The organism is Methylobacter sp., assembly GCF_036845245.1.
Classification (GTDB): Bacteria; Pseudomonadota; Gammaproteobacteria; order Methylococcales; family Methylomonadaceae; genus Methylobacter_A.
This window is the reverse complement of sequence record NZ_DAIUEH010000008.1, coordinates 105,588-119,608: the sequence shown is the minus strand read 5'-3', so window position 1 is coordinate 119,608 and position 14,021 is coordinate 105,588. Positions and strand designations below refer to the sequence as shown.

Annotated in this window: 9 protein-coding genes; all 9 read left to right on the top strand. The window is 47.4% G+C overall.

Annotation, left to right across the window (positions count from 1 at the left end; all coding sequences use genetic code 11):
* Window positions 1-76 precede the first annotated feature (76 nt).
* The 9 genes from V7051_RS05730 (at window position 77) to V7051_RS05690 (ending at window position 14,008) form a co-directional block, all read left to right on the top strand.
* Window positions 77-1,192, top strand: a complete 1,116-nt coding sequence (locus tag V7051_RS05730; protein WP_333873875.1) for an ISAs1 family transposase — start codon at window positions 77-79, stop codon at window positions 1,190-1,192.
* A 206-nt stretch (window positions 1,193-1,398) separates the two neighbouring features.
* Window positions 1,399-2,088 carry a Crp/Fnr family transcriptional regulator gene (locus tag V7051_RS05725; protein ID WP_333873876.1) on the top strand — a complete coding sequence of 230 codons (690 nt, stop codon included), beginning with the start codon at window positions 1,399-1,401 and terminating at the stop codon, window positions 2,086-2,088.
* Between the two features lie 223 nt (window positions 2,089-2,311).
* On the top strand, window positions 2,312-3,058 hold the full coding sequence (locus V7051_RS05720) for an ABC transporter permease (RefSeq protein ID WP_334168725.1): 747 nt from the start codon (window positions 2,312-2,314) through the stop codon (window positions 3,056-3,058).
* Complete coding sequence (locus tag V7051_RS05715) at window positions 3,048-5,204, top strand: FkbM family methyltransferase (protein ID WP_333873878.1); 2,157 nt, start codon at window positions 3,048-3,050, stop codon at window positions 5,202-5,204. Before V7051_RS05720 ends, V7051_RS05715 begins: the two co-directional genes overlap by 11 nt.
* Window positions 5,205-5,221: 17 nt before the next feature.
* The gene (locus V7051_RS05710) at window positions 5,222-6,940 is read left to right on the top strand and encodes a methyltransferase domain-containing protein (RefSeq protein ID WP_333873879.1); all 1,719 of its coding nucleotides are present in this window, start codon (window positions 5,222-5,224) and stop codon (window positions 6,938-6,940) included.
* Window positions 6,941-6,983: 43 nt separating this feature from the next.
* On the top strand, window positions 6,984-8,804 hold the full coding sequence (locus V7051_RS05705; RefSeq protein ID WP_333873880.1) for a PIG-L family deacetylase: 1,821 nt from the start codon (window positions 6,984-6,986) through the stop codon (window positions 8,802-8,804).
* 13 nt (window positions 8,805-8,817) lie between these two features.
* Entirely contained in the window at window positions 8,818-11,319 is a 2,502-nt protein-coding gene (locus V7051_RS05700) for a glycosyltransferase family protein (protein WP_333873881.1), read from the top strand.
* Window positions 11,316-12,281 (top strand): CgeB family protein, encoded by a 966-nt coding sequence (locus tag V7051_RS05695; RefSeq protein ID WP_333873882.1) that lies wholly within the window; start codon window positions 11,316-11,318, stop codon window positions 12,279-12,281. The genes V7051_RS05700 and V7051_RS05695 overlap by 4 nt, the downstream gene beginning before the upstream one ends.
* Window positions 12,281-14,008, top strand: coding sequence for a hypothetical protein (locus V7051_RS05690; RefSeq protein ID WP_333873883.1), 1,728 nt, complete (start codon window positions 12,281-12,283; stop codon window positions 14,006-14,008). Before V7051_RS05695 ends, V7051_RS05690 begins: the two co-directional genes overlap by 1 nt.
* The last annotated feature ends 13 nt before the right edge of the window (window positions 14,009-14,021 follow it).

Here is a 14,021-nt window from a genome sequence, read left to right as displayed (position 1 = left end):
TTATTTTAACCCTATAAAGATGGGTGCCATACTGATTATTTAGGAAAGATGACTATTGTAGAAGAGTTGAATAAGTATGAGTTTAGTAGAGCACTTTGCTACGCTTGAAGACCCTCGAATTGAACGTAAAAAGCTTCATTGCTTAATTGATATCATGGTCCTCAGCGTCTGTGCAATCACTAGCGGAGCCGAAGGATGGCAAGGCATTGCCGACTTTGGTCATGAGAAGTTGGACTGGTTGCGTCGTTTTGTTCCTTTGAAAAACGGCGTACCTTCTCATGATTGCCTTGCTTATGTGTTTGCCCGAATTTCTCCCGAAGGCTTCCGGTCTTGTTTTATGGCCTGGGTCGAAGGGATTAGGGAAAAAACGGACGGCGAGGTGATCGCTATAGATGGTAAGGCTTCCCGAGGATCGAAGGATCGTAAACAGGGAAAATCGCCTTTACACCTCGTTAGCGCATGGGCTTGCGCTAATCGATTGGTGCTTGGGCAGGAAGCCACCGCCGAAAAATCGAACGAAATTACCGCCATTCCCAAGCTACTGGAGTTGCTCGATTTGAAGGGCTGTATCATCACTATTGACGCCATGGGATGCCAAACGGCGATTGCCCAGCAAATCATCGATCAGAGCGGCGACACTGTGTTGGGTCTCAAAGACAATCAGCCCTTATTGCACGAAGCGGTGAACGATTATTTCACACTGGCGCAAAGAAACCACTTTAAGGGCATCAAGCATAACTATGCCGAAGAAACCGACAAAGGCCATGGGCGGTTGGAGATTCGTCGCTACTGGATTTGCGACGACATCAACACGCTGCCAAACCCTGCGCGCTGGGCGGGATTGCACAGCATTGGCATGGTGGAGCGCGAATGCATCAGCGCAGGAAAAACTAGCCTTGAAAAGCGTTATTTCATCAATTCCATTACTGCCGATGCCAAGCTTTTTGCTCATGCGGTACGTTCTCATTGGGGAATAGAAAATCGTCTGCATTGGCGATTAGATGTTGTCATGCGGGAAGACGATTGTCGAATTCGAATAGACAGTACTCCTGTAATTTTAGCTATGCTTCGTCATCTGACCCTAAATTTATTTGAGATGCTGCCTTCTAAACTGAGTCTCAAGCAAAAACGTTTTAAGGCGGCTTTGAGTGATGACTTTCGTGAGGATGTGGTATTCGGCCTAAAATTTTAATGCGTTTGCCCTGATCATGAAGTCTGGCCGTAGTGCAGCGGGTACAGACTTCATGTATCATAAACCAAAATAGTAGCGATCAGCCTATGAGTACCCTATAATAAAAAAATATGCCGCTTAGCATCCCGCCCTAGCTACAGCCCTTAAAGCGCTTGATTATAATATATAAAGGGATTCCTTGGTTTTGAACAAAGATTTGTATCCTCATGCCGGTTGACCCTCTGCTTCTTAAGCAGTTTGATCTTTTCAAACCGATACCTGATGACATTATTCGCCCACTAAGTCAGCACGCACAACTGGTAGAGGTGCCTCGACGTAAGGTTGTCATGGAGAAAAATCAACTCGCTCACTCTCTTGGCTTATTATTGGATGGGCGACTGCAAGGAGTCGACATTACTCTCGACGGACGGGAAGCAGGACTTTATTTTGTGGAGCCAAGCGATTTTTTCGGCGAGCTTGCTGTTGTAGATCAACTGCCTACTCATGAATTTGTGATTTCATTGGCACCATCGCGTTTCGTCACCGTACCGGCGAAAATCATTTTGCAGCTTATTAACGAGATCCCGCAGGTGGCCGCTATTGTCAACGCCCGACTGGCTCGACGCTTGCGCGAAACGCTCGCACAACGAACACTGCTAACCATGCCCTCTCCGCTGCAACGCGTCTGCGCACAGCTGATCCAATTAACTATAAAAACCCCCTCTGGAGAACAAGTCATTACACTCGCCCCCACTCATCAGGAAATTGCGATCATGATCAATGTCACACGAGAAACAGTCACCCGTGTGTTTCAAAAACTACAAACAAATGGCGTTATTGTGCGTAATGGCAATGCCTTGGAGATCAAAAATATTCAGTACTTGAACCATGTTGCAAGTGGAGAGCAAGACGAATAATCTGCCTTTCTCATATTGAAGCATTTCTTATTTTTCAGCTGACCGTCCGCTAGTCTGCCGCTGTACGATCAGTAAAAACACTTATCGCGTAGATAATTTTTATCTGCGATAATAAATTTTTAACATTTTGTGGTTTTCCCCTGATTTTATTTTGAACTCGACAACACCCCGTTTTTTAAACATATTTCTCAGCTTACAGAGAAATTACCCCTTAATCCTGCAAATGGTCAAACGCGAAGTTATCGGTCGTTACCGCGGCTCATTTCTGGGTTTATTATGGTCGTTCGTTAATCCCGTTCTGATGCTTATAATTTACACTTTCGTGTTTGGTTTTGTATTCAAAACACGATGGGGGCAAGGCGACACGGACAAATACGAATTTGCTCTGGTGCTGTTTACCGGTCTGATCGTATTCAACCTGTTTTCCGAATGTATTTCGCGTGCGCCGGGACTTATCCTGGCCAATATCAATTACGTCAAAAAAGTCATTTTTCCACTGGAAATATTGCCTTGGATAGCCCTGGGCTCTGCTCTTTTTCATGCAGGCATCAGCATATTCGTATTACTGATTTTTTTGACCGTGCTCGGTCATGATTTTTTCTGGACCATGCTATGGTTGCCGGTCATATTGCTGCCGTTTTTGGTGCTGATTATGGGCTTATCGTGGATACTGGCATCTATCGGGGTTTTTATCCGGGATGTCGGACAAATTGTCGGCATGACGCTAACCGTACTAATGTTCATGAGCCCCATCTTTTACCCTTTGAGCTCTCTGCCGATAGCGGTAAGCAAATACCTGCTTATGAACCCGCTCACTTTAATTGTTGAACAAGTTCGTAATATTTTAGTGTGGGGACAACAGCCGAATTGGAGCTATTTAGCTATATACAGCGTCGTTTCCATTGCCGTTGCCTGGTTAGGCCTATTCTGGTTTGAAAAGACCAAAAAGGGATTTGCCGATGTCCTTTGAACCTGCCATCAGTATCAAAAATCTAAGCAAGTGTTATCAACTTTACGCCCAACCGCAGGACCGTCTAAAACAATTTTTACGGGGGGGACGCCATCAATATTACCGTGAATTTTGGGCATTGCATGATGTCAGCCTTGATATCATGCCTGGCGAGGTTTTGGGCATTGTCGGACGCAATGGCGCGGGCAAATCCACTCTGCTGCAATTACTTTGCAATACCCTGAACCCCACCTCCGGCAGCGTCGATGTCCGCGGTCGCATCTCTGCGTTGCTGGAACTCGGTTCCGGTTTCAACCCGGAATTCTCGGGACGGGAAAATGTGTATCTATCCGCTTCCATTTTAGGGCTGTCCAAGCAGGAAATCGACGCACGATTCGAAGAAATTGTAGATTTTTCCGGTATCCGCGATTTTCTTGATCAGCCGGTCAAAACCTATTCCAGCGGCATGTATGTACGCCTGGCTTTCTCGGTAGCTACCACCGTCGATCCCGATATTCTTGTGGTAGACGAAGCCTTGTCGGTAGGGGATGGCGAATTTGCCCGCAAATCCTTCGAGCGCATCCGCGGCATGAAAGAAGCGGGCAAAACCATTTTGTTCTGTTCACATTCCTTATATCAAATGGAAGCCTTTTGTGATCGGGTGCTATGGCTGGATCATGGCAAACTGATGCTGTTAGGCGAACCACAAGAAGTAGTTCGGCGCTACAGCGATTTTTTGCTCGGCAATATCGGCGAGGCGAAAACCGAACTTGCCGCACCGATAGCGAACAGTCCTTCTCCGCCACAAGGCCACGCCCGCTTCAGTCACATCGAAGTCAGCTTGGACGGCATAACAGACCGAATATTGCATGGCCGCCCGGGTGAGAACACCTTATCCATTCGTTTACAATTCGAATCCGATCCCGAATTGCCCATACCCACTGTAGGTGCAACCATTGATTACGGTACCTTGGTAACCGTAGCCTGCGCGGTCAGCTGCTTTGAAAATATTGCCATCGAACGCGACGAACATGGAAAAGGAGAAGTCACTCTCGAATTCCCCAATTTACCTTTGCGCAAAGGGGAATACCGTGTAGCGGTTTACCTGGCCAGCGAAGATGCTATTCATATCTATGACAACGCACTGGACGTGGCCTCCATCAAGATCGAGGACTCCTTGCCTTCACCGGGCCTGGTGAGTTTGCCCTGCCGATGGCAAACTTCAGCGGGTCACGCCCCCCTATCAGCCCCTATCTTGCGTTCGAAAAGTGCCGAACGGCAATTGACCAAATTATTTACCGGCCGCCCATTCTGGGTTGATTATGCCGACAGTTTGGAACTAGCCAAAACCGGCATTTTTGAACCGGTTGAAACCGCATTGGCGCAGGCACTTATAAACCCGGGAGACCGGGTATTCGATATAGGCGCGAACATCGGCTATTACACAGCCTTGTTCGCCGATTGGGTCGGACCGTCGGGGATTGTGGATGCTATTGAGCCGGATCCGGATAATTTCGCCTTATTGGACGCCAATACCCAGGATTTTCAAAAAACTAATCGCGTTCGCCTGCATGCGCTGGCGCTTGGCGCAGCTACCGGCACCGCCAAACTTTTCCGTAGTAAAGACAATATCGGCATGCACCGGCTCTACGACTCCATTTGCTGCGACGAATCTTTCATGGAAGTTCCTGTCTGCTGCGGCGATGACCTTGCCCTGGCTCCTCTCGACTTTATTAAGATCGACATCGAAGGCTACGAAATATTTGCGTTGCGAGGATTAAGTAACACACTGGCCGCAAGCCCAAACGTAAAAATTTTATGTGAATTTTCCCCTCTTTCGATGATGGAAGCAGGTATTCAGCCTGTTACATGGATGGAATGGATTGAAAACCAGGGCTTCAGCGCCATCGCCTATAACGGTACGGTATGGTCGCCACTGGAGCATGACCAGCTGAAACAAGAACTGGACTGTTTAACCAAGCTTGATTTCATCGGACTCACATCGGAATTAAGAAAACATAGTAACGCCTCGATCGCCGACGCCGCTGTAAAAGCAGCAACAGAATGCGGTTATCCCCGACCTATCCTTGAAAACCTGCTGCTCGTGAAGCAGCAAACATTGCAAGAGCTCACCGACAAAAGCATTGTCTTCAGTTTGAACAAGTAATGCGGCGAGAATGAATCATGCTACTGTATAAAAACTTTACATTCCCATTGAACGCATACTCCCATATCCTTTACAAGGATTACGGCAACTTCCGGCATCTGCACTACGGCCTGTTCGAACAAGACAACCAAAGCTTCGACAAAGCGCAACAACGCGCAACCGACTTTCTTTTTTCGCATTTGCCACCGTGCCCATGCAGAATCCTTGAAATCGGCATTGGCTTAGGCATCACGCTCTCTAACTTGGTAAAAGCAGGTTACGATGCGACAGGGATCTCCCCTGACGCAAACCAAATCAACTACGCAAAAAATCTCCATGGAGAAAACCTGCCCACCTTCTGCGAGCGATTGGAAGATTTTACCGATACACAAAAATTCGACCTGATTATTTTCCAGGAAAGTGCGCAATATATCGATACCGAAACCCTCTTTCGTAAAGCCTCCAGCTTATTGCGTGACGAAGGCCAAATCATCATTATGGATGAAATATCGCTACATAAATCCTCCGAGCCCGGCCTACCGCTGATCGATGATTACATTTCCCTGAGCGACGCATCGGGTTTCGATATTATCGAACGACTTGACTTAAGTAGCCAAGCTGCGCCGACCAATGCCTATCTCTTGGACGCCGTTACGAGGTATCGCGAGGACTTGATTCGCGATCTCGATTTACCCGGCGAACAAATTGACGGATTGATCCATTCCCTCCAAAATCATCTCAATAAATACCGCGATGGGCGTTACGGATACTGCTTCTTGCAACTCAAGAAAAAAACGTCCGAGCAGCGCGCCTGGATAACGGAATGGGCTCATCCCGAAAATGAAGCCGAGCTATTAACCTTATTCAGTGCGGCTTTCGGGCATGAAATGCCTCCCGAACTCTGGCGGTGGAAATATCAAGGTTTGGATACTCTGGGTGCTATGGTGCGCCGCGATAATCGCCCCGTGGCCTTTTACGGCGGATTGCCCCGTGCTGTCCGCTTATTCGGTTCTTCGGCAACCGCCGTGCAGATCGGCGATGTGATGATTCATCCGCAAGAGCGCGGAATATTGACGCGTAAAGGTCCTTTTTACCTGGCAGCTTCAAATTTTTTAGAGCGCTTTGTCGGACAGGGCAAGACATTTTCCTTGGCTTTCGGGTTCCCATCGGAAAGAGCCTATCGTCTGGGCGCTCTTCTGGGCCTTTACGAGCAAATCGGGGAAATCATGCGCGTCGCTTGGCCGGCATTGAAAACCCGCCCAAGCTTAAAAACCAGCACCCGCATCCTGAAGCCCGATCAGCATACGACAGTTGACTTGTTATGGAATCAAATGGCCGAAGCCATGCGCGATCAAGTCATCGGCGTGCGTGATTGGAATTACTTGCAGCACCGCTATCTCAGTCATCCGACTATAAATTACCAAGTATTTTTAGTTTCTTCGCGCTTAACAGGAAGCCCTATTGGCATCTTCGTAGTACGGATATTGGAAGACAGCGTGGAACTTTTGGATCTCATTGCACCGCCAAAACACATGCCGATATTGGTGCACAATGTCCGTCGCCTAGCTTGGAATCTGGACAAATCACTCGCATATGCCTGGATCACCGCGCAACATGCGCCCCTGTTGGCAGGCGAAACAGGAGAGATAACATCGACCGACATTGTGCTGCCCAATTTTTGCTGGACGCCGGGCATTTCTGCCAGTGAATTGCAAGATCGCTGGTGGTTGATGGGCGGCGATACGGACTTTCATTGATCCCACAGCCTAATCTATTTTAACCCCCCTAGATTAACCCCCAATGGAAAACAAACTTATCCCTTATCAAGCCGTTCAATGCATTAACGCGAACTCCGTAGTAGTTTTCGCACCCCATCCCGACGACGAGATTTTCGGTTGTGGCGGAGCGATCATGCGCCATGTCGCGGCGGGCGTACCAGTGCATGTGGTGATTTTGAGCGATGGCGCGTTCCATATGGGCGATGCGGAACGTCAGACGCTGGTCGAAGCCCGCGAGGCGGAAAGCTGTGCTGCCGCCGAGCTACTTGGGTATCCAGAGCCCGAATTCTGGCGCCTGCCGGATCGCGGCATTGAATATGGAGAAGCGCTAATTGAACGTCTCGTCCAAACGATGGAAGCTCATCAAGACGGCCTGCTTGTGTATGCCCCTTCCCTGCGCGAGATGCACCCCGACCACCGTCAGCTGGCGATGGCAGTCGTCGAGGCCGTGCGTCGACTCGACGGCACCCTGCGCCTGGCTATGTATGAGGTCGGTATTCCACTGCAACAACCCAATTTCTTGCTCGACATCAGTGACTTGCTGAATAGGAAACAGGCAGCGATGTCCTGCTTCGTTTCCCAGTTAAAACTCCAGCGTTACGACGAACACATCCTCGCACTGAACCGCTACCGCGCTTACACCCTACCCAAAGAGATCGCGGCTGCAGAAGCCTATCAACTAGTGACGAGCTCGGAATTAGCGCGAGATCCGCTGCTTCTTTATCAACCCGAATATGCCCGGCAACATACCCTCCAGCTACCCCAAGTACCCGATGATTTGCCACTAGTATCGATCCTGATCCGCAGTATGAACCGGCCTACCTTGAGGGAAACCCTTGATTCAGTGAGCTTGCAAACCTATAGTCACATTGAGGTAGTAGCGGTTGCGGCCTGCGGCAAAACTCATCCCGCCATCGGAGCAACCTGTGGGCGTTTTCCCCTGCGCTTGGAATTCGCCCTTAACGGCAGCTCTCTTTCGCGTGCACATGCTGCTAATCTGGCACTGGAAAGATCCAAGGGACAGTGGCTGATCTTCCTCGACGATGATGATACGCTTGATCCCGATCACATCGTTAACCTGATTCAAGCACTACATCAACATCCTCAAATCAATGCTGTTTATGCCGGTGTTCGGGTGGAAGATGATAAAGGGCAAGTAAAGGGCGATTTCAATTTCCCTTTTGATCAAAAGAGGTTATTTGCATCCAACTTCATACCTATCCATGCATTACTGTTTTCCCGCAGCCTAATTGGAGACGGCGGGGCGCGTTTCGACGAAAATATGGATGTCTATGAGGATTGGGATTTCTGGCTCCAACTTTCACGCCGCACATCTTTCCTGCATGTGAACAAAATTAGTGCTGTCTATCGAGCGCAGGGAAATTCCGGTGTGGGCCTGATAGCAAACGAAGATATGCAGCAGCAAGGCCGTGAGCGGCTGTTCGAAAAATGGCGCCTACTGTGGACCGGAAAAGAAATAAACGGCCTTGCCCAATGCGCACTCGACCTGGAGCAAAAACTGGCGGAACGCGACAACAAGATAGCCAACCTCAACCAAGACCTAGTCGATCGCGACAACCAAATCGTCACCCTCAAGCAGGGCATTGACGATCGCGACAGCCAAATCGTCAGCCTCAAGCAGGGCATTGACGATCGCGACAGCCAAATCGCCAACCTCCGTCAAGCCGTGGTCGAACGCGATGAATATATTGCCAAGCTTAATCAAACCGTGACGGAGCAGGATCGTGAAATACACCAAATCTTAGCCTCATCTAGTTGGCGCTTAACTTATCCATTAAGAGCCACAAAATCTTTCTTTACTATCAGCTCTACTACGAAGTGAGAGGACGTTGACGATGACAAAAATGTGGCGCGTTCTGCTCTTAGACACTAAAAAAAGTAACCCGAATCATTATATCTGCCTCGCAATTAAAGAAGCGTTTGAAGCGCATCCACAGACTGAAAAAATTGTAAAAGCGGATTACGGCAATGCCATCACTCGAGCGCTTGCCAACAATTGCAATCTGTTCGTCGCTTTTGATGGTGAAGAAGTTGAACGCGGTATTTGCGCCCGCCTCGCTACGCTTTGCGGAACAAGTTTGCTCTGGGTTACTGAAGATCCTTATGAGAACAGCATTAATCAGGTGAACGCGGATCTTTTTGATCTCATCTTCACCAATAATAGCAGCAGCGTTAACACTTACGGGCAGAAAGGCCGCCATCTCCCTTTCGCCGCGAGCCCTTATATACATTTTCATGAAACTCGCTTCGAACAGAATGACGACTTTCTTTACGACCTCTTTTTTGTAGGTACCGCATGGCCAAACCGGGTAGAGTTTATTAAGCGTCTTCAGTCGAGTTTAGCAGGATTAAAGGTAAAGATAGCACTGCCATATAATCCCCATATACCGGCACCGAAGCTCAATATGGCGCCCAGCGCTTATCTATGGAAAACGCCCAATTCCGAGTTTGCCAAATTTTCAAATAGAAGCCGGGTAACCTTGACCTTGCATCGTGATTTTTCGGCGTCTGGAAATATATCGGCGGCACAAACACCCGGCCCACGTCTGTTCGAGGTCGCTTTGGCAGGCGGTTTCCAATTAATTGATATGTCATTACCCGAGGTAACGGAATACTTTGATGAAGATACCCAATTTGCCGGCTTTCACACACCGGAGGAGTGTATAGAGAAACTTAAGTTTTTTTTGTCGAATCCGGACAAACGCATAGCGATAGCCAAGGCCGCACAAGAACGCGCATTAAATGCCCATTTGTATTCTCATCGAATAGACACCATTTATTCTGAAGTAGCCAAACTTGACAAACCCAAGCAGAGCCATATTCATAACCAACGCCCAAACGTTTTGTTTGTCACGCACAATATATTAAATGTACAGCCTTATGGCGGCGTAGAGGTCTATCAACAGGAAATTATCAATTCGCTCAAAGAGCGCTTCAGATTTTTTGTTTATTCGGTCGACCGTACCGCACTACCGCTCGGTAAAAAATATACGTTATATGATGAAGATATGGCTGTTATCCAGTCGCACAATTTCGATAATGATATCGACGACACCGTACTTTCATGCCCAAATCGGGAACGCAAGTTTTCAGAAATCTTATCGCTATTGGAAATAGACCTCGTCCATTTCCAGCACTTAATTGGACACGTACCTTCACTTCCTTTTATTACAAAAGCATTAGGTATACCCAGCGTTGCCAGCCTTCATGATTATTATGCCATCTGTCGTCACTTCAACTTAATCGGGTATCAAGGGGGCTATTGCAATGTAACGGCCTTACCGCCAGTGAGCTGTGATATTTGCTTAAATGCGATGGACAATGCAGCAACCGGTAGTCAAGCGGTTCGCCGGGCGTTCTTTGGCCGTGTTCTTGAGCAAGTCGACGTACTCCATGCAAATACCGATAGCGTTGCCGCATTGTTCAAAGCAATGTTCCCGAATCTGCGCTTGAGCAATCAACTCCAAATTTACGGTATTCCAATGCCGGCCGATAGCGCCGTTGATCCGATAAAAAATCATGTGCGCTCATCAGATCCGATTCATATTGCGATCATCGGTAACTTTACCAAGAATAAAGGTGCCGACGTTCTTATACATGCATTAAATCAAATGCGCGATGACCCTGTACAATTTCACGTATTCGGTACGGTTACCGAGCCTTACGCTACACTTTTCGGCCGCCTTGCCTATCCGAATGTTAAAATTCATGGCGAATTTCAAGCGGGTTCGATTGTAGACCGACTGAAAGCAACATCCCTCTCGCTGCACCTTTCAATTTGGCCGGAAACTTATTGCATTACTTTATCGGAAGCCTGGCGGGCCGGCGTGGTGCCTATTGTGTCTGATATCGGCGCGCTCGGCGAACGCGTCACCCACGACATAAACGGCTTTAAGGTTCCGATCGGGGAACCTGGTGCAGTCGTAGACATCCTAAGACAACTTATTGCACAGCCGGATCGGATTGAAAAAATACGCTCCCAAATCAATCCCGGTTTATTTGCTTCAAACGAGGGACACATGTCGTGGCTCGAAGGCCTGTACGGCAAATTATTACAGGATTTTTATTTGGTGAACGCGTCTACTAAAAAACATCTTTCTGGATCAGGTCTATCTTTATCCGACTGCGGCATTGTCCTAAACCGGAACACATGGTTTAAACATAACAATGATCGCCAAGCCCAGACTGTCATTAGCAATCAACCTCAGAAACTTGAATCCCTACTCCATAAACTTTTTCTATATAAAAGAAATCACGGCACTAAAAAAACTGCGTTACGCGTCATATACGGGATAAAAATAGCGCTCTATCGAACAGCGAAGAGAAAAATATTATGAGTATTTCCAACATACTCATTACAGGCGCATCTCCCGATCAAACCAATCGTAATACTGTATTGAGAAACTACGTGGTAGAAGGCTTTCAACAATTGCCAGGCATGAACAACATTGTCCATTGCCCGTTGGAGCAGGCAGCCAGAATCACCGAACAAAACAGCCCCGACTTGGTGGTTTGCTTCGGGTCATGCATGCCTGATGATGCGGATTATTTTGCATTACGCTATGCGTGCGATAAAAATAATGCTGTGCTTGCTTTCTGGCTACATGACGATCCATACGAATTTGATTACAGTAGCAAGGTTTGCACGATAGCCGACTATATTTTTTCAAATGACAAATGGTCGTCGCTACACTACGATCATGACCGGGTTTTCCATTTACCTCTTGCAGCGAGCAAGACCGCCCACTGGAGGCCATTGACCCAGGTCAAGGATATTGACATTTTTTTCTGTGGCGTCGCTTTTCCGAACCGTGTGAGGTTGGTAGACGATCTTAAGCTTGTTTTGAATAAATTCAAAACAACTGTATTGGGCGATCAATGGCCCGAGAACAAACTCTCATTTGCAAAAAACCTAAGACTAGCCAACGATGAGCTTAGCGACTTTTATGCGCGCTCCAAGCTGACTTTGAACATTGGCCGCGACTTTCATTATGCGAACGACCGGTATAAGTTAGTTCCTTCTACCCCCGGCCCGAGGACATTCGAGGCTGCGATGGCCGGAACGACTCAGCTCTATTTTGTCGAAAGCCTGGAAATAGAAGACTATTACCTGCCCAATACGGAAATTATCCTGTTCAATTCGGCAGCTGAGTTCGAAGAAATTATGGTGGAAATATCTGAAGGCCGATTAGATACATCCGTCATTCAACAGGCAGCCCAAGTTCGAACATTGAACGACCATACTTATTTTTCCAGGGCAAAGCAAATGCTGACAATTTTAATGTCACACGGAGTTTGATGATGTTTATTCCACCTGATTCGGTAGTTTTTGATTTTATCTTTGCAACCTTCCTTACCCTCTCATTGCCGTTTGTCGGAATTGCCATGCTCTATGCCTTTGCCGGTCGGTTTAACTTTGATCGGCTGGAAATATTCACTTATGGGGCCGGCATCGGTATTCTTTTTTATGCGGTGATAGGTTCGATTGTCGGCAATATTCCTTCGCATCAGCAAGCCGTTGCTATAGCCCTTATTATCGGCATTAATACTATCGCCGCGGTCTATTGGTCGAAGGTCAAGCTATTCGCTCAGCTGAAGACTGACACCACTCTAAGTGTAACAACAGCTTGGTCTGCCTGGTTACTTTTAATACTTATTTGCATAACAATCAGTCACGCTACTATAAAGTTTCCGGACGACCTATTTGATGGTCCCTATGTCTTCAAGAATCATAATCTGCATGTCAAAGTACAAACGATAACCGGCCATTTGCCTGCGGATAATTATCTACCTTACTTAGTGGAAGAGTATTTTTTAAGGGGTATTTCATTTCAGGATGAACATCCTATACTGCCCGGCCAGGAAGTGACGAATAGACCGATACTTATGGCACTCGTGGCCATTCCCTTTCGGGCTGCGCTTGATCCCCCGCCCAGACAAAACAGTCCTTTACCTAAATTTCAATATGTAGGCGCGTTATGGCCCGATGTAGGCACATTGGGTGAAGATCGATATTTCAGGCAATTTCTTGTTGTTGGTATTGTTTTAAATGCGATGTTTATACTAGGGGCTGCATTGCTGTTCAAAAGCTTCGGGCTCACCAGGGAGTTTACCGTTGCCGGGCTGCTGCTTCTGGTCATTAATCCTTATTTTATCTCTCAAGTCATATTTACATGGCCTAAAGCCTTGGCTGCGTTCTATATTCTTTTAGCAATCCATACCTTGTCGGTTCGAGGCTGGCCGGCTATGGCAGGGTTATTTGCGGCACTTGCTTATCTGTCTCATCCTTACGCTGTAGTATTTGCAGGGAGCTTTGCCGTATACCTTGGATACCAGGTTAAAAACAATACGCTATCTTACCGGCAATTGATCCACTATGGCGGAGCGTTCTCAGTCGTTGTCGCGCCTTGGTTTATTTGGACAAAATTCATTTTGAAATTGCCATCGGACCTCATTGCTCAAAATCTTTTTAACGGGGGCTCGCTCGTCAATACCGCTTGGGTGCGTATTCCTAATCTCTATCTGCTTGTCAGCCCAAGGTTCCTGGAAATATTCCCGTTTAATGGCGACCAGATATTGCAAGCCTCTCTTGTTTGCATTCCAGGCGCAATTGGAATTTTGTTTTTTGCCCAAGCCTATGCTGGCTGTCAGCAATATTTTGCTGAACATAAGTTTCTTATTCTTTACGGCATCTTAGTGCCGGGACTTCTGCTGGTTATGATTTTTAGTACGCCTTCTGTTCCCGCGTTGCATGGTTTTCAAGCAATCTTCCCCATATTAATTTTGCTATCGATGAAATGGATGCAAAATCGTACCAGCAGCAGAGCGCTTTTGTTTCTGGTGATTATTCAGCTTACAGTAAATATAGCCTTGCTCGGCGCGCGCGCAGATACACTGGGAATATTTAACACGCGACAAGTAGCCGCCATTGGAGCAGTCGCTGATCCGCAAGAAGTCATGGTTTCCAAAAACGATGGGCTGGTTCTATTATCAGCTTGGCTAACATGCGCCACGGTAAAAGCTTGATACTGGCCTGAGA